This window comes from Paractinoplanes deccanensis (assembly GCF_016862115.1).
In the GTDB taxonomy this organism is placed as follows: Bacteria; Actinomycetota; Actinomycetes; order Mycobacteriales; family Micromonosporaceae; genus Actinoplanes; species Actinoplanes deccanensis.
The window spans coordinates 68236-83727 of the sequence record NZ_BOMI01000006.1 but is presented as its reverse complement, the minus strand read 5'-3'; the positions used below and the strand labels follow the sequence as shown (position 1 = coordinate 83727).

Sequence of the window (15492 nt, the reverse complement as noted above, 5' to 3'; positions counted from 1 at the left end):
ACTCTATAAAGGGCCCTGCTTCCGCAGATCGTCGACCTTGCTCATGGCGGTGCGCAGGTCGGACAGCCACTCCTCGGTGTGCTGGCCGACGAGCTTCACGCACCAGGCCAGCGCCTCGGAGCGGGAGCGCGCCACGCCGGCGTCGACCAGCGTGTCGAGGATCTGCCGCTCGGGCTGGCGCAGCCGGGTCATCACCGGCGCGGCCAGGTGGGTGAACAGCTCGTTGGTGTCGCCGCAGCGCACGCCCCAGGCGACCTTGCGCTGGTAGCGGTGCTCGACCTGGCGGGCGACCCGGATCCGGTCGGCGCGGGTGTCCTCGCGGAACTGGTTGATGCGGCCGGCCTGTGCGGCCGCCCGGTCGGCGTCGGTGGCGCCGTCGCCCAGGTCGGGCGCGGCCACCCGGCCCCAGATGATGATCTCGTCGCGGTCGGTGACGACCTCGGGCCGTTCGGTGAACCAGCCGTCCGGCACGGCGCCGGCCACCCAGGCCGCGGCGTCGTCGGCGTTCGGTGGCTCGACCCGTCCCGGTGGTCCCTGTCGGAGTCGCATGGTGAACCTCCCCGGTTGCTGAGATTACAAAATTACACGCTTACATCGGAGTTGCCAGCCCCCCGCGGAAGGCGATGAGGCGGCAGACTGGGGCGATGGAGCTGCCGATCAACCCGCCGGTCAAGCCGATGCTCGCCAAGCCCGTCGCCGACATCCCGGCGGGCCAGGTCTACGAGCCCAAGTGGGACGGATTCCGGTCGATCATCTTTCGCGACGGCGCCGAGGTGGAGATCGGCAGCCGCAACGAGAAGCCGATGACCCGCTACTTCCCCGAGGTGGTCGAGGCCGTCCTCGCCAACTTCCCCGAGCGCGCGGTGATCGACGGCGAGGTGATCGTGGCCGACACCGAGCGCAACACCCTCGACTTCGAGGCCCTCCAGCAGCGCATCCACCCCGCCGCGAGCCGAGTCAAGCTGCTCAGCGAGCAGACCCCGGCCAGCTTCGTCGCCTTCGACCTGCTGGCCGTCGGCGACGAGGACCTGACCGAGCTGCCGTTCGCCGAGCGCCGCGACCGGCTGGTCGACGTGCTCAAGAGCGCCAAGGCCCCGGTGTACGTCACGCCGGCCACCGACGACCTCGAGACCGCGCGGCGCTGGTTCGCCGAGTTCGAGGGCGCCGGGCTCGACGGGCTGATCGCCAAGCCGCGCGACCTCGTCTACCAGCCCGACAAGCGGGTCATGTTCAAGGTCAAGCACAAGCGGACCGCTGACTGCGTGGTCGCCGGCTACCGCGTCCACAAGTCCGGCGAGGACCGGATCGGCTCGCTGCTGCTCGGCCTCTACGACGAGCGCGGCGTGCTGGCGTCGGTCGGCGTGATCGGCTCCTTCCCGATGTCCGTGCGGGAGGAGCTCTTCCAGGAGCTCCAGCCGCTGGTGACCTCGTTCGAGGGCCACCCGTGGGACTGGGCCGCGCACATGCAGGGCGAGCGCACCCCGCGCAAGAACGAGGTGAGCCGCTGGAACAACGGCAAGGACCTCTCGTTCACCCCGCTGCGCCCGGAGCGCGTGGTCGAGGTCCGCTACGACTACATGGAGGGCGTCCGCTTCCGCCACACCGCCCAGTTCGAACGGTGGCGACCGGACCGCGACCCCCGCTCGTGCACCTACGAGCAGCTCGAACGCCCCGTCCAGTTCAACCTGGCCGAGGTCCTGACCAGCCGCTGACCGTGGATTGTCAGACGCACCGGTTAGCCTCGGTGTGGACAGCCCGTCCCGTTCAGCTCCATGGAAGGTCCATCGTGCCGCGCCGCTCCTTAGTCGCCGTCCTGGCCGCGCTCGTGGTCACCGTCTCGGGCTGCACCGTGCCCTCGTTCGCGCCGGACGGGTCGGGCGAGGCCACGCCGGCCCCGCAGGGCACGTCCTCGGCCTCCGCGGCGCCCAACGCGAGCGGCGCCGACTGGCAGCCGTGCCCCGAGATCCCCGACCAGCTCGTGGGCCGGGGCGCCGCCGGCATGACGTACGACTGCGCCAAGGTCTCCGTGCCGCGCGACTGGTCCGATCCGGGCAACGGCGACACGTACGCGATCGCGATGATCCGCATCCGCTCGGCCACCCAGCAGGGCCGGGTCGGGTCGCTGCTGATCAACCCCGGCGGCCCGGGCGGCTCCGGCATCGACACCGCCGTCTACCTGTCGTTCGGCCAGCAGTTCGGCGGGCTGCCGACCGAGATCACCAACAAGTTCGACATCATCGGCTTCGACCCGCGCGGCGTCGGCCGCTCCGACCCGGTCAAGTGCATCAGCGCCCAGGACCAGGACGCGAGCTTCGCCGCCGTGCCCGACCCGGTCAGCCAGGCCGACTTCACCAGCGTCGTCGCGCTCAACGAAAAGATCGCCAACGGCTGCGCCCAGAAGTACAGCCCGGCCCAGCTCGCGACGTTCTCCACGGTGCAGGCCGCCAAGGACATGGACGCGATCCGCACCGCGGTCGGCGACGACAAGCTGACCTACCTCGGCTACTCGTACGGCACGCTGCTCGGCGCCACGTACGCCCAGCTCTTCCCGGCCAAGATCCGGGCGCTGGTGCTCGACGGCGCCGTCGACCCCAAGCAGAGCTTCATCGAGGGCTCCGAGAGCCAGGCCAAGGGCTTCGAACGGGCGTTCACCAACTTCACCAACTGGTGCAAGGCCAACACCGCCGACTGCCCGATCGCGCCCGACGCGCGCAAGGCGGTCACCGACGCGCTGAAGGCGGCCGACACCAAGCCGGTCAAGGGCGCCGACGGCCGCAACGCCACCTCGGGCTGGATCTTCGTGGCCGTGGTGTCGTCGCTCTACACCGAGACCGGGTGGACGGCGCTGGCCAAGGCGATCGCCGACCTCAAGGCGGGCGACGCGGAGGGCGTCTTCGAGCTGGCCGACCAATACGCGGAACGCAAGCCCGACGGCACGTACAGCAACCTGTTCGACGCCAACCTCGCCGTCAACTGCTCCGACACCAAGGACGCGCCGACCGTCGAGGAGGTGCGCCGGCTCCAAGGCGAGTGGCGCAAGAAATACCCGCTGTTCGGCGGCTCGCTCGCGGTCGGCATGCTGCCGTGCGCGGTGTGGAAGGGCGACCGCGACCCCTATCCGGCCGGTGCGGCCGCCGGTGCCCCGCCGATCGTCGTGGTGGGCACGACCGGCGACCCCGCCACGCCGTACGAGAACACCGCCGACCTGGCGTCGATGCTCGGCACCGGCCACGTGCTGACCTGGGAGGGCGAGGGCCACACGGCCTACCCGAGCACCCAGTGCATCGTCCAGGCCGTCGACGGCTATCTCATTGATCTGAAGGTGCCGCGGGAGGGCTTGCGCTGCCCGGCGAAGTGACGCCCTCGCGCTCCGCGATGGCTTCGAGCAGGGCCCGCACCTGACGCAGGTTCTGCTTGATCTCCTCCTGCTCCTCGTGCCGGAAGACGTCCCGGTCCACGATGAGCTTGCTGGCGAAGTGCGCGGTGATCAGCGGGATCACGACCAGCACCATGAGCGAGATCAGCAGGGCGGCGATCACCCGCCCCTGCCACGTCGACGGCGAGATGTCGCCGTACCCGACGGTCGAGGCGGTGACGACCGCCCACCAGATCGCGTCGCCGATCGACTTCTCGTCCTCGAAGACGTAGAAGAGCACACCGCAGACGATGATCAGCAGGGCGTACGAGAGAATGAGCGTGCCGGGTGAGTTGGCCAGCCACACGACCCCGCGATACACCCGCGTCAGCGGCTTGAGCAGCACCTTCATGGCGACATCGTGCCTGAGCAACTACCGGATGGGAATCATGCAGTTTCGGATCGCCGCCCGCGCCGACGTCCCCGCGATCCTCTCGATGCTCGCCGACGACGAGATCAGCCGGTCCCGCGGCTTCGGCGCCGCCGTCAGCGAGGAGGCCGACGCCGCGATCTGGGCGGCCTTCGACCAGATCGACGCCGACCCCGCCAACGAGCTCATCGTCGGCGACGACGAGGGCGAGATCGTCGCGACGTGCCAGATCACCGTCACCCCCGGCCTGAGCCGCGGCGGCATGAAACGCCTGACCATCGAGGCGGTCCGGGTCCGTGCCGACCGTCGGGGCAGCGGCCTGGGCAGGGCCATGATGGCGTACGCGGTGCAGCGCGCCCGCGAGCACGGCGCCGGCCTGGTCCAGCTGACCACCGACAAGCGCCGCACCGACGCGAAGAGGTTCTACGAGTCGCTCGGCTTCACGGCCTCGCACGAGGGCATGAAGCTGACCCTCGGCGGCTAGTCCCAGGTCTGGGCGAGCCGGTCGAAGGTCTCCTGGTCGCTGTGCCGGGGAATCACGCAGAGCAGGTGCCCGCCGGGCGCCCGCAACGTCACACACTCGAGCCACCGGCTCACCTCGACCGCGCCGAGCCCGACCAGCCGGGCGGTCTCCGCCTCGACGTCATCGGTCTCGATGTCCACGTGATAGCGCGGCGCGTCGTCCACCGCCTGCACCGCCAGCGTGTGATCGGGCAGCACCCCGCGCAACGACAGGAACTGCTCCTCGCCGGGCACCGGCCGAGCCGGAACGCCGAGCGCCTGGGCCCAGAACCCGGCGGCCCGATCGGCCTCCCCGCGCGGCGCGTCGATCAGCAGGGTCGAGAGTCGACTGCGATGTCCCATGGCCGCGTAGTCTCCCGTTCCGGCGGAGGTTAATCCACAGGTTCCCCACCGCCGGTGTGACGAGAGCCGCTCGCCGGCTTCCGCGCGGGGCTCATGCCGGAGTGCGGCGGGGGTGCGGGCGGTGGCTACGGTGGCCGCGTGGAGAACGTCCGGCCGTCGCGGTTGCCCGGCGCCCTTCTGATCGCGGGCACGTGCCTCGTCGGCATCTGCGGGCTGCCGGCCGCGGTCGTCTTTGTGCTGCTGGGGCTTCTCGGCGGCTTGCGGTTCAACTATCCGCTCCTGATGGGGACGACGGCACTGCTTGCCTATCCGGCCGCGGTGTGGCTTTGGCTGCGGGCCCGCCGGCCGGGGAGCACCGGCCGGGCTTGGCTGCTCGCCGCGCTCGGCCTGCTGCTCGTCGCCGGGACCTCGGCCCTGCCGGTGTGGATTCTCGGGTCGGCGACGGCCGACGAATGGCGGGAGACCCAGCCCGGCGGGCGCGGCTACGTGGCTCCCACCGGCACCCGGTGAGCGACGGCCGCACGGTCAGGAGCGCCTCGTGGCGCGCACGAACGCAAGCGTCAGAGGAGGGCGGCGATCTCGGCCAGCTTGGTGATCGTGGCCCAGTTGCGCTCGGTGCCGTGCAGGCCCAGGCGGCGGGAGACCATGGCCGCGTTCAGGGGGTTGCCGTGGACGCGGTCTCGGTAGTCGATGTAGACCTCTCGGTCCTGGACCCGGATGTCGTCGTGTTCTTCGAGGGCCTTCGCCCGCGCGGCCGGCGGGTGGTCCGCCAGGAAGACCACCCGCAGGAAGGTGGGGCGGGACGTGGCCGCCGCCGGGAACGGGTTCGCCTCGATGATCTCGGCCAGGCGGGCCTGGCTGCGGACCATGACCGGCTCGTTGAGCTCGAAGCGGGTGCGGAGGACCTGGTGGATCAGCGGGCCCACGTCCAGGTCGGAGCGGACCATCACGTTGCCGCTCTGGAGGTGGGTCTTGGCGCCGGGGAGGCCGGCCGCCTCCAACTCGGCCCGGAGGGTGGCCATGGGGACCTTGTTGCGGGCGCCCAGGTTGACCGCGCGCAGCAGGGCCACCCAGACCGTCATGCGCTGATCGTACGGGGCGGGCGCGGGGTGGGCGGGGCGGGCAGGTCCTCGACCGGCTCCAGCGGATACGTCACGCGTTCGCCGGCTGCCAGCCGTACGTGGTCGCCGTGGTGGTGGAAGTCGACGGGGGCGTGCTTGGCCTCGTACGTCACCGCATCGGGCTTGATCGTCACCGCCAGGCGGCCGTCGCGCCAGCGGAGGTGGAAGGCCAGGCGGGTCAGGCGGGGTGGCAGGCGCGGGACGAAGGAGAGGCGGCCGTCGTGGTCGCGCAGGCCGCCGAAGCCCATGACCAGGGCGGTCCACGCGCCGGCGCAGGCGGCTATGTGCAGGCCGTCGCCGCCGGACTCGCCGCTGCCGCGCAGGTCGAGCAGCGCGGCCTCGGCCAGGTATTCGTGGGCGCGGGTGAGGTGGCCCAGCTCGGCGGCGAGCACGGCCTGCACGGGGGCGGACAGGGACGAGTCGCGGACGGTGCGGGCCTCGTAGTAGGCGAAGTTGCGCCTCTTCTGCTCGGTGGTGAACGCGTCGGGGCGCTTGACCATCGCCAGCACCAGGTCGGCCTGCTTGATGACCTGCTTGCGGTACAGGTTGAGGTAGTGGTGGTGGAGCATCAGCGGGTAGTCCTCGTCGGAGAAGTCCCACGCGGGCAGGCGGGTGAAGCCGGCCGACTGGTCGTGGACCTGGCGCTGCTCGTCGTACGGGACGTGCAGGCGCACGGGAGAGCCCGCGGCCCGCAGGTTCTGCTCGGCCATCAGGTTCGTGTAGATGTTGTCGTCCATCAGGGCCGTGTACTCGTCGGGTCCGGTGACCCCGGCGATGTGGCCGAGGCCCTGCTCGTCGAGGTAGACGACGGACTGCCACAGGCGGGCCGTCTCGTCGAGGAGCTCGCGGCCGGCCGTACGCATGAAGTCCTCGTCGCAGGTGGCCTGGTAGTAGCGCAGCACCGCGTCGGCGATGTCCGCGTTGACGTGCAGCGCCGCCGTGCCCGCCGGCCAGTATCCGGAGCATTCCGGGCCGCTGATCGTGCGCCACGGGAACGACGCGCCGTCGAGCCGCAGCTCGCGGGCCCGGGACCGGGCGGCGCCGAGCGTGCTGTGCCGCCAGCGCAGCGCCATTCCGGCGCAGTCGGGATGGGTGTAGGTGAGCACGGGCAGCACGTAGGTCTCGGTGTCCCAGAGCGTGTGCCCGTCGTACCCGTTGCCGGTCAGCCCCTTGGCGGGGATCGGGTGCGGCCCGGCCTGCGCGGCCGCCTGGAGCACGTGGAACAGCCCGAACCGGACGGCCTGCTGGATGTCCGGGTCGCCGTCGACCTCGACGTCCGCGCCGTCCCAGAAGTCGTCCAGGTAGGCGCGCTGCTCGTCCAGGAGCACGTCGAACCCGTCACGGGCGGCCGCGTCGCGGTCCTTGAGGGCCTGCTCGCGCGGATCGGTCTCGTTCCAGCGGTACGCGGCGAACTTGTCGAACGTGATCGAGCCGTGGCCGGTCGCCGTCCACCGGATGTGCAGCGGCGACGACGAGACGGTGCCCTCGGCGCCGGTGTGGGTGACCGCCGCCGCGACCTCGAGCCGGCTGGTCTTCGTGCGATGCAGCAGCACGTCGCGGTCGTACGAGATCGTCTCGAAGGGGTCCTCGATGATCGCGCTGGCCCGCGGGTCGTCGCGCCCGCCGGGCAGCTCCTCGTTGACGACCAGGTCCGACTCGACGGTGAGGGGCGCGTCCGCGTACGCCTCGTAGCGGGTCGCGGTCACCGAGGGGCGCTGGAACGAGACCAGCCGTACGCTGCGGATCCGCACCTCGGCGCCGCCGGGTGACGTCCACTCGACCTCGCGGGTGAGCGTGCCGGCGCGCAGGTCGAGCACCCGCTCGTGCCGGGTCAGCGTGCCGGTGCGCGGGTCGAAGGGCTCGTCGCCGACGCGCAGCGTGATCGGCTTGGCGTTCGGGGCGTTCACCACCGTCTGCGTACGCTCGGGGAACGCGTATCCCGCCTCCGGGTAGGTGATCTCGCGTTCCTCGTAGAGCGAGTTGAGAAACGTGCCCGGCATGCCGCAGGGGTGCGGCTCGTCGAGGTTGCCGCGCAGCCCGATGTGCCCGTTCGCCAGCGCGAAGATCGACTCGGCCTGGCGCAGGTCTTCCTCGCTGCGGGGCAGGGCGGTCTCGCGGACGGCCCACGGCTCGGCGGCTCCGACCTCAGACATGACGCAGGTCCGGCCGTCCGCTGACGTGCATGACGGTCACGCCGGACGCGAGCGTCGCCCGCTTGCCGGCCTCCTCGTACGACCCGCCGGCCAGCAGGGTCGCGGTCAGCGCCGCCGTGAACGAGTCGCCGCCGCCCGTGGTGTCCACCGGCTCGCCGTCCGTCAGCGGGATCTTGACTTGGCCGTCCTCCCAGATCAGCAGGTTGCCGTCGTCCTGGGCGAGCGCTATCAATCGCGGGCCGGCCTTCAGAAGGTCCGCGTCCAGCCCGGCGGCCTCCTTCTCGTCGGCGCGCACGACGTCCGCGTACCGCAGGATGGCCTTGTCGGTGATCTCCCCGTCCAGCACCACGAGCCTGCCGGCCTCGTGCCCGATCCGCGCGGCGGCGAGCGCGGCGGGGGCAGGCTGCTGCAGCTGTACGAGGACCGCGTCGGACGCGGCGATCACGTCTCGCGCGGCCAGCACGTCCGCCTCGCCGAGCAGCACCTCCGGCGGCAGATGCTCGACGTAGCGGTAGTGCGAGCCCGGCTCCAGGATCTCCACGATCAGCCCGGTCAGCGCGCCCGGCCGCCGGACCACCCGGCGCACGTCGACGCCGTCCCGCCGCGCCTGCTCCAGCAGCACGTCGCCGATTACGTCCTCGCCGGCCACCGCCACCAGCGACGGCCGCACCCCGAGCTGGGCCAGCGCGACGGCCTGGTTGGCGCCCTTGCCGCCCAGCTGCTCCCGGCGGCTGGTCGCCGCGCCCGACGAGCCGACCTCGGGAAGTTCGTCAACGGTCAATACGACATCGCGGGCGAGCTGCCCGACCACGGCGGCGGTTGGTTGCGTCACGGATGACCAATACCCCGAAGACCGACAGAATGTGCGACATCCCAGCCTCTTCACAGGATGCGTGCCCGATTCGCCTATCGAGAGCATTGCGGGACACCGATGCCCTTTCTAGGCTCGCAGGCACCGTAGCGACCTACGAGGGGAAACGCCCATGACCAGCAGCAGTCCCGTGTCGTCGAACGCCTACGAATACCTGGACACCATCAACCCGGAGGAGCGGGCGCGGCTCGAGGCCGTCCGCCGCTACCGGCTGGTCGACCAGCCGGTCGAGGACGCGTACGACCGGATCGCCTTCGTGGCCGGCGCCATCTTCGACACCCCGATCGCCACCGTGTCGCTGGTCGAGCAGGACCGGGTCTGGCTCGCCGCCTGTCAGGGCCTTTCCGGTGTACGCCAGGTCGGGCGCGAGCCGGGACTGTGCGCGTCGGTGATCGCCCAGGACGACGTGTACGTGATCAACAACGCCGCCGTGGACCCGCGCACCCTCGAACACCCGCTGGTCCGCGGCGAGCTCGGCCTGCGCTTCTACGCCGCCGCGCCGATCCGCACCCACGACGGCTACCGCCTCGGCACCGTCAACGTGATCGACAACAAGCCCCGTGAGGCCACCCCGCGCCAGCTCAAGGCCCTCGAGCACCTCGCCTCGATGGTCTCGGACGAGCTCGAGCTGCGCCTCATGGTCATCCGCAGCGCGGCGGCGGAGCAGCGCATGCGCGAGACGGTCAGCTGATTACGTTTTCGCCGATCCGGGTAGTGCGCTGCGCATGAGCACCCCCCGCACGATCGCCGTAGTCGCTCATCAGAAGAAGACGCTCGGCGGCGGCCTGGACGAGCTCCGCCGCCGCCTCACCGACTCGGGCGCCGACAAGCTGCTCTGGCACGAGGTGCCGAAGAGCAAGAAGGCGCCCCAGCAGGTGCGCAAGGTCGTCGAGGCCAAGCCGGACCTGCTCGTGGTGTGGGGCGGCGACGGCATCGTGCAGCGCTCGATCGACGTGCTGGCCCGCGCGAAGGGCGGCTCGAAGATCCCGCTGGCGATCATCCCGGCGGGCACGGGCAACCTGCTCGCCGGCAACCTGGGCATCCCCACCGACCTCGAGCAGGCGGTGGACATCGCCCTGCGCGGCGACCGCCACCGCATCGACCTGGGCAAGCTCAACGGCGAGTACTTCGGCGTGATGGCCGGCGTCGGCTTCGACGGCGCGATGATCAACGAGGCCGACCGCAACATGAAGGACCGCCTCGGCAAGCTGGCGTACGTGTGGGCCGGCGTCCGCCACGTCAACGGCGAGGCCGCCAAGGCCCAGATCAAGATCGACGGCACCACCTGGTTCGAGGACGAGGCCAGCTGCGTCCTGATCGGCAACGTCAGCAAGATCACCGGCGGCATCAGGGCCTTCGACGACGCGAAGCCCGACGACGGCTGGCTCGACGTCGGCGTCGCCACCGCCCAGGGCGCCCTCCAGTGGGCGCGCGCCCTCGGCACGATGGCGGTGGGCCGCAGCGACAGTTCGCCTTTCGTCCGCACGACGCGCGCCCGCGAGATCGAGGTCAAACTCAAGTCCAAGCTGGAGTACGAGCTCGACGGCGGCGCCCGCTCGAAGACGAAGGCGTTCACGGCAAAGGTGGCCCCCGGCGCGGTCAAGGTCTGCGTCCCCCGGCGCCCCTAGCCTTGGGCCAGCGCGAGCGCGTGCGCCTTCCCCGGGCACGCACGCGGCCCCGCGCCGAACGCCAGGCCACCGGCCAGCGGCACCACCACGATCTCGCCGCCGTCGATCCGTTGCCGCTTCGTGAACGGAACGGGCGGATCGTCGCGCAGCACCTCCTCGACCGGCCGGTGCCGCGTCCTCTCGATCAGCGCGACGGTCGCCGCGCACGCCTGCACGAGCAGCCCGATCCGCGCCGCGGTCCGCTCGTCGCGCTCCCCGCCGAAGATCGCGACCAGCCGCTCGACGGCCGGGTCGGCCCTGCCGTCGTCCCCGGCGCCCGGTTGATAGGCCTGAGCCACGTCCTCGACGAGCCCGGCCACCGCCGGATCGGTCACCCCCATCGCCCGGGCCAGGACGGACACCGGATGACCACCCGTGCCCCTCAGCGACTCCGGCGGGACCCCGTCGAGAATCGCCTCCTGAAGCCCTCGCCGGCGCGCGTGGTCGGCGCCCTCGCTGAACCGCCCGACCGTCGCCCGCAGCCAGGCCACTCCGCTGTCACCGGCCGGCACGGGCGGCACCACGAACGCCGGGTCACACAGAATCTCTCGCATCGCCGCAGGCTAGGCGCGGATCACTTCGTTACCGGCCGAAGCTTCGGGCTCAGCCCGCCACGAACGAGCAGCGTCAGCCCGAAACCACTGGCGTGCACGCGCAGCGTCGCCACCGATGCCGGATTCCGCGTTGTCGCATCGACGTCAGTAAGTGTGCCGAGCCGATGGCGTAGGTAGCATCCCTGGGCGATCGAAGCAGTCGACAACGTCCGGGGGATCGACGTGGACACGACGCTGGCCGTTTTCATCATCGCAGTGCTGGTGATCGCTTTGGCCGCGGTGTTGCTGTTGCGCTCGCAGAATCGCGACGGGCATGCCACGGCGTCGCTCTCCTTCACCGAACTCTTCAGTGCCTCGATCACGCTTGGCCCACAGAACACCGAGTCGGCCAGGCAGGCCGTGCGGCAGGCGGCACTCGAACAGGGCAAGGAGGAGCCGCCCCCGGATGCGGACGTGGCGCCCACGCGCACGACGTTGGCACGCGTTCTCTGGGTGGACGACAACCCGGACAACAATCTTTACGAGACCGTCGCGTTGGAACGATGCGGGCGCCTCGTCACCAAGGCGACCTCAACCAGCGCCGCTCTCCACTACCTGGAAGAACTGGATTTCGCCGCGATCGTCACCGACCTCGGCCGCGCCGGCGACCCCGACGCTGGGGTGACACTCCTGCGCAAGATCCGGGCGGATCTGCCGGCCCTGCCGATCATCGTCTACACCATGAACGCTGGGAACCGCCGGGCGGAATTGCTGGGCCTTGGCGCGGACGCCGTGGTCGATCAGCCATACGAACTGATCCGCGAGGTGAACGGCCGGCTCGCCGAGGGGTGAGCACCTCGCCCGGCTGGTCCTCCCCAGGACCGCGAACTCCTGGTAGAACAGCAGCATGGTCGCACTGTCCGATGTGAACAAATTGCGGCGAGCCGGCGCGGGACCATGGTGAGCACGCCCGCCGAGGTCGACCGGCTGCTGAGCGCCGCCGATGAGATGACCGCGCGGGCCGGTCTCGGGCCGGAGACGCGGGTGGCTGTCGAGCGGGCCGTTGCGGCCGCGCGTGAGCTCGGTGATCCGGGGCGGCTGCTGCATGCGCTCGGCCGGGCGACGCTCAATCTCGCGCTCGAACGGATCGGCGACGGTGGCGACGTCGCCGAGGTGCGGGAGCGGTCCGAGGAGGTGATCGCGCTCGCCGCCGGTCTGCTGGCCGATCCGGGCCGGCATGCCGACGCCGTGTTCCGCACCGCGCAGGCGGGTCAGATCCTGGCGGCCACCGGGCTCGCCGAGCGGGGGCGCGAGGTAGTCGAGCGGATGTGGCGGGCGGTCGCGCCGCTGCCCGCCGACAGCCTCGACGCTCGCCGTGCTCGTACCGCTGCGTTGACCGCTGTGGTGACCATGCGCCTCGAGGGGGATGCCGCCGAGTTGGGGCCGCTCGCCGCCGAGATGGTCGACCTGCAACGCGGGCTCGCGCGGGACACGGGCGAGGCGACCGCCGTGGTCGATCTGGCGGACGCCCTCGGGATCTTCGCGCGGGTGGCCGAGGCGCTGCGGCGGCCGGATCTGATGCGGGTGGCGCTGACCGAGCAGTATTCGCTGGCGCAGATGTTTCAGGGCGCGCGGGCCCAACAGCTGCTCGAAGGGATCACGGCGTCGCTGGCCGCACTGCACCGGGCCCAGCCGGACATCCCGGTGGTGGTGCCCGGCTCGGGCGCCTGGCGGATGCGCGGCTCCTACCTGGACCTGCTGGCCGAGGCCGGGCCGTCCGGCGGCGGTTTCGCGGCACGGCTGGCAGCGGAGTCGCGGGTCACCGGCCCGGCCGCCGGCGGCCCTCCACCCGGCGGCCCTCCACCCGGCGACCCGGGTCGCTCCTCTGCCGGCCCGGCTTCCGGTGGCCGTCCGGTTGTCGGTCCGGGAACGGTCGCCGACTGCGCTGCCCGGCTGGAGCGGGGCGTCGCCCTGGCCAACGCGGACCAGGTGGTCGAGGCCGACCGCGTCCTCGCCGAGCTGGCCGACGAGCTGAGCCTGCACGACGCGGCCACCTCGGGCGCGACCCGGCGTGATGTGCGGCGTCTCTGGGCGGCGGCCCTCTACGAGCGGGCGATGCTCCTGCACCGCCTCGGCCACTCCGACGACGCCTGGGACCTCGCCTGGCTGTCCGTCGCCGTCGCCGTCCGGCGGCACGAGGAGCTGGTGGCCGGCGCGGTGCCCGCCGCCCTCGAACGCGAGGCGCTGGCCGACGCGGCCACCCACATGGTCGACGCCGCCGCGATCGCGGACGCGACCGGACGCCCCGACGACCACATCATGCTGCTGTCCGAGGCGGTGAACCGCTGCACGGACGCGACTCACCCCCGTCTGCGCCGCATTCTCGGCACCGCCCTGCACAACCTGGCAGCCGCGCGACGCGATCATCCGGAGACCGCCACACCCCTGGCCGAACGAGCCCGCGCCCTCCGCGGCGACCTGGCCGCCCCCGACGACGCGCGCTCGATCCGCGAATACGCGAACACGCTGCTGCTCACCGCGGTCCTCGCCATCGACCGCCAGGACTGGCCGGCCGCTGTGGACCGTCTCGCCACCCTCGGCCCGCTGCTGGCAGCTCCCCAGGCGCATCCGGACGCGATGGCCGAATACGCGGGACAGCTCGCCACCGAGGTCTCCGCCCGAGCGCCCGAGCTCGTGCGGCGCGCCCGCGCCGAGGGCTCCTGGCCCTACCCGGCCGCGCAGGCGTAGCGCCGCCACCGCGCACCGCGGCGCTACGCGGTGTTTCGACGATGGCACATATCCGTGAGTTGCCGGTGCGGCGCAGCCGCCATGCTGACTCTTGCCCGCGCATCACGACCTTGGGGATGCCGGAAAGCGCACGCACCGAAAGCATTCACGGGGAAGGCACCTTCGATGCATCGTCTCGCCCAGATCTCCTGCGCCGCCACGCTGGTGGCCCTCGTCGCCGCCTGCGGCAACGGCACAACCGGTCACGAGGACGCCGCCGCACCGGCTCGTCCCTCGTCGTCCGCATCCGCGCCCGGCGGCTCGGCGGGCGGTGCTCCTACCGCCACGCCGGCGTCGCAGGCGCCGCCGACGTCCCAGCCGGTCAAGGAAACCGCCGCCGATGCGGCCGATCTGATCATCCACCCTGACCACATCGGACCGCTGAAGATCGGCATGAGCCTCGGCGCGGCCAAGGCGACCGGCCTGATCGTCGTCAACGCCGACCAGGACGGCGCCGGCCCCGGCGCCTGCGTCAGCGCGCACTGGAAGGGCCAGCCGGACGACGCCTGGATGGTCTTCAACGGCAAGTACGGGCTGCGCGCGCTCGACTCGTTCGGCAACCAGAAGACGCCGGAGGGCATCAAGCGCGACAGCACCCTGGCCGCGGTGCGAAAGGCCTATCCTCAGCTGACCTGGCGCATCGACGGAGACGACATCCCCGACGCCCAGCGCGTCAGCGGCGACGCCCTGGCCGACGTCGTGAAGGGCGACGGGGCGCACTACCGGATCAACATCCAGAAGGGCAAGGTCGCCGACGTACAGCTGGAAAGCGACCGCACCGGCTGCTACGAGTGACTTCCGGGCGCCGCCGGACCGATGAGTTTCGCGCGGATCCGTGGTCGGTATCGCTGGGCGTACCCGAGGGTGGGTGGTCCTGCCGACGCGGAGAGGAAGCCAGCCATGACCAGACCGTTTCGATTCGGGGTTGTCGCACCGGTCAGAACTGACCTGCCGACGTGGCTGGCGCGGGTGCGCCGCATCGCCGACAGCGGCTACTCGACACTGCTGATGCCGGACTTCCCGCTGATGCAACCGGCGCCCGGGCCCACGCTGGCCGTGGCGGCGGCCCTCACCAACCTGCGCGTGGGCACCTGGGTGTACGCCTCGCCGCTGCGCCCGGCCTGGCTGACGGCGTGGGAGGCGCACTCGCTGACGCAGCTCACCGGCGGCCGTTTCGAGATGGGCGTCGGCACCGGCCGGCCGGGCATCGACGACGAGCTGCGCGACAAGGGCATGCCTGCGGTCCCGCCGGGCGAGCGGCTGGACCGGATCCGGGACACCGTGCGGGCCTTGCGGGAGTTCGACGGCGCCGGCCGTCACACGCCGGTGGCGATGGCCGTACGCGGTCCGAAGGCTCGGGCGCTGGCGGCGGAGGTCGCCGACACGGTCACCTTTGTGCAGAGGGCGGATGAGCCCCGGGCCGAAGTCGCCCGGCTGGCACGCGACTTCCGCGCGGTCCGGGACGTCGAGCTCGCGCTTGCCGTGTCGGTCGTCGGCGACCGGGTCGCGCCGCACATGGCGCCACCCGACGTCGACCCCGCCGCGGTTCGGGCGGCGGACTCGCTCGCCACGCTTCCGGAGGATCCGGCCGCCGCGGCCGAGGAGATCCAGCGGCGCCGGGAGGAGATCGGCTTCTCCTATTTCGTCTTCGGTGCCGACTCCGCCGACACCTTCGCGCCGGTGGTGGCCAAACTCGCCGGTCAGTAGGCCG

The 15492-nt window shown here is 71.7% G+C and carries 17 protein-coding genes; 10 read left to right on the top strand and 7 right to left on the bottom strand.

The window, feature by feature from the left end; all coding sequences use genetic code 11:
- Positions 1–3: 3 nt before the first annotated feature.
- Complete coding sequence (gene abmR, locus Ade02nite_RS02520) at positions 4–549, bottom strand: ATP-binding transcription factor AbmR (protein WP_203759830.1); 546 nt, start codon at positions 547–549, stop codon at positions 4–6.
- A 95-nt stretch (positions 550–644) separates the two neighbouring features.
- On the opposite strand from abmR, the gene Ade02nite_RS02515 reads away from it, so the two are divergent.
- Positions 645–1712 carry an ATP-dependent DNA ligase gene (locus tag Ade02nite_RS02515; protein ID WP_203759829.1) on the top strand — a complete coding sequence of 356 codons (1068 nt, stop codon included), beginning with the start codon at positions 645–647 and terminating at the stop codon, positions 1710–1712.
- 74 nt (positions 1713–1786) lie between these two features.
- Positions 1787–3358 (top strand): alpha/beta hydrolase, encoded by a 1572-nt coding sequence (locus Ade02nite_RS02510; protein ID WP_203759828.1) that lies wholly within the window; start codon positions 1787–1789, stop codon positions 3356–3358.
- Here the strand turns inward: Ade02nite_RS02510 and Ade02nite_RS02505 are convergent.
- Positions 3309–3767 carry a potassium channel family protein gene (locus Ade02nite_RS02505; protein ID WP_203759827.1) on the bottom strand — a complete coding sequence of 153 codons (459 nt, stop codon included), beginning with the start codon at positions 3765–3767 and terminating at the stop codon, positions 3309–3311. The genes Ade02nite_RS02510 and Ade02nite_RS02505 overlap by 50 nt on opposite strands.
- Between Ade02nite_RS02505 and Ade02nite_RS02500 the strand changes: the two genes are divergently transcribed.
- Positions 3766–4269: a GNAT family N-acetyltransferase gene (locus tag Ade02nite_RS02500; protein WP_379035232.1), complete on the top strand. Its 504-nt coding sequence runs from the start codon at positions 3766–3768 to the stop codon at positions 4267–4269. The two genes, Ade02nite_RS02505 and Ade02nite_RS02500, sit on opposite strands and share 2 nt — an antisense overlap.
- Here the strand turns inward: Ade02nite_RS02500 and Ade02nite_RS02495 are convergent.
- A complete protein-coding gene (locus tag Ade02nite_RS02495) occupies positions 4266–4649 on the bottom strand; it encodes a VOC family protein (RefSeq protein ID WP_203759826.1) in 384 nt (127 codons plus the stop codon). The two genes, Ade02nite_RS02500 and Ade02nite_RS02495, sit on opposite strands and share 4 nt — an antisense overlap.
- 138 nt (positions 4650–4787) lie before the next feature.
- Here Ade02nite_RS02495 and Ade02nite_RS02490 point away from each other — a divergent pair, with 138 nt between their 5' ends.
- Positions 4788–5159: a hypothetical protein gene (locus Ade02nite_RS02490; RefSeq protein WP_203759825.1), complete on the top strand. Its 372-nt coding sequence runs from the start codon at positions 4788–4790 to the stop codon at positions 5157–5159.
- A gap of 50 nt (positions 5160–5209) precedes the next feature.
- Here the strand turns inward: Ade02nite_RS02490 and Ade02nite_RS02485 are convergent, their stop codons facing one another.
- Genes Ade02nite_RS02485 through Ade02nite_RS02475 form a run of 3 tightly spaced genes read right to left on the bottom strand, consistent with a single transcriptional unit; the run spans position 5210 to position 8755 of the window.
- Positions 5210–5731, bottom strand: coding sequence for a DUF1697 domain-containing protein (locus tag Ade02nite_RS02485; RefSeq protein WP_203759824.1), 522 nt, complete (start codon positions 5729–5731; stop codon positions 5210–5212).
- Positions 5728–7923 carry a glycoside hydrolase family 65 protein gene (locus Ade02nite_RS02480; RefSeq protein WP_203759823.1) on the bottom strand — a complete coding sequence of 732 codons (2196 nt, stop codon included), beginning with the start codon at positions 7921–7923 and terminating at the stop codon, positions 5728–5730. The genes Ade02nite_RS02485 and Ade02nite_RS02480 overlap by 4 nt, the downstream gene beginning before the upstream one ends.
- Positions 7916–8755, bottom strand: coding sequence for a PfkB family carbohydrate kinase (locus Ade02nite_RS02475; protein ID WP_239168469.1), 840 nt, complete (start codon positions 8753–8755; stop codon positions 7916–7918). Before Ade02nite_RS02475 ends, Ade02nite_RS02480 begins: the two co-directional genes overlap by 8 nt.
- 151 nt (positions 8756–8906) lie before the next feature.
- On the opposite strand from Ade02nite_RS02475, the gene Ade02nite_RS02470 reads away from it, so the two are divergent.
- A complete protein-coding gene (locus Ade02nite_RS02470; RefSeq protein WP_203759821.1) occupies positions 8907–9485 on the top strand; it encodes a GAF domain-containing protein in 579 nt (192 codons plus the stop codon).
- Between the two features lie 34 nt (positions 9486–9519).
- Positions 9520–10422, top strand: coding sequence for a diacylglycerol/lipid kinase family protein (locus tag Ade02nite_RS02465; RefSeq protein ID WP_203759820.1), 903 nt, complete (start codon positions 9520–9522; stop codon positions 10420–10422).
- Here the strand turns inward: Ade02nite_RS02465 and Ade02nite_RS02460 are convergent.
- Positions 10419–11015 carry a cytochrome P450 family protein gene (locus Ade02nite_RS02460; RefSeq protein WP_203759819.1) on the bottom strand — a complete coding sequence of 199 codons (597 nt, stop codon included), beginning with the start codon at positions 11013–11015 and terminating at the stop codon, positions 10419–10421. The genes Ade02nite_RS02465 and Ade02nite_RS02460 overlap by 4 nt on opposite strands.
- Positions 11016–11237: 222 nt before the next feature.
- Between Ade02nite_RS02460 and Ade02nite_RS02455 the strand changes: the two genes are divergently transcribed.
- From Ade02nite_RS02455 to Ade02nite_RS02440, 4 genes are all read left to right on the top strand, one after another.
- Entirely contained in the window at positions 11238–11846 is a 609-nt protein-coding gene (locus Ade02nite_RS02455) for a response regulator (protein WP_203759818.1), read from the top strand.
- 105 nt (positions 11847–11951) lie between these two features.
- Positions 11952–13742: a hypothetical protein gene (locus Ade02nite_RS02450; RefSeq protein ID WP_203759817.1), complete on the top strand. Its 1791-nt coding sequence runs from the start codon at positions 11952–11954 to the stop codon at positions 13740–13742.
- Between the two features lie 165 nt (positions 13743–13907).
- Positions 13908–14576, top strand: coding sequence for a hypothetical protein (locus Ade02nite_RS02445; protein ID WP_203759816.1), 669 nt, complete (start codon positions 13908–13910; stop codon positions 14574–14576).
- Between the two features lie 105 nt (positions 14577–14681).
- Complete coding sequence (locus Ade02nite_RS02440) at positions 14682–15488, top strand: LLM class flavin-dependent oxidoreductase (protein ID WP_203759815.1); 807 nt, start codon at positions 14682–14684, stop codon at positions 15486–15488.
- Positions 15489–15492: the final 4 nt, after the last annotated feature.

Excerpts from the sequence above, each read along its gene's own strand:
- Ade02nite_RS02450 (WP_203759817.1), top strand. The coding sequence starts at position 11,952 with ATGGTGAGCACGCCCGCCGAGGTCGACCGGCTGCTGAGCGCCGCCGAT.
- Ade02nite_RS02505 (WP_203759827.1), bottom strand. The coding sequence starts at position 3,767 with ATGAAGGTGCTGCTCAAGCCGCTGACGCGGGTGTATCGCGGGGTCGTG.
- Ade02nite_RS02460 (WP_203759819.1), bottom strand. The coding sequence starts at position 11,015 with ATGCGAGAGATTCTGTGTGACCCGGCGTTCGTGGTGCCGCCCGTGCCG.
- abmR (WP_203759830.1), bottom strand. The coding sequence starts at position 549 with ATGCGACTCCGACAGGGACCACCGGGACGGGTCGAGCCACCGAACGCC.
- Ade02nite_RS02485 (WP_203759824.1), bottom strand. The coding sequence starts at position 5,731 with ATGACGGTCTGGGTGGCCCTGCTGCGCGCGGTCAACCTGGGCGCCCGC.
- Ade02nite_RS02465 (WP_203759820.1), top strand. The coding sequence starts at position 9,520 with ATGAGCACCCCCCGCACGATCGCCGTAGTCGCTCATCAGAAGAAGACG.
- Ade02nite_RS02480 (WP_203759823.1), bottom strand. The coding sequence starts at position 7,923 with ATGTCTGAGGTCGGAGCCGCCGAGCCGTGGGCCGTCCGCGAGACCGCC.
- Ade02nite_RS02445 (WP_203759816.1), top strand. The coding sequence starts at position 13,908 with ATGCATCGTCTCGCCCAGATCTCCTGCGCCGCCACGCTGGTGGCCCTC.
- Ade02nite_RS02515 (WP_203759829.1), top strand. The coding sequence starts at position 645 with ATGGAGCTGCCGATCAACCCGCCGGTCAAGCCGATGCTCGCCAAGCCC.
- Ade02nite_RS02440 (WP_203759815.1), top strand. The coding sequence starts at position 14,682 with ATGACCAGACCGTTTCGATTCGGGGTTGTCGCACCGGTCAGAACTGAC.
- Ade02nite_RS02495 (WP_203759826.1), bottom strand. The coding sequence starts at position 4,649 with ATGGGACATCGCAGTCGACTCTCGACCCTGCTGATCGACGCGCCGCGC.
- Ade02nite_RS02500 (WP_379035232.1), top strand. The coding sequence starts at position 3,766 with ATGGCGACATCGTGCCTGAGCAACTACCGGATGGGAATCATGCAGTTT.
- Ade02nite_RS02470 (WP_203759821.1), top strand. The coding sequence starts at position 8,907 with ATGACCAGCAGCAGTCCCGTGTCGTCGAACGCCTACGAATACCTGGAC.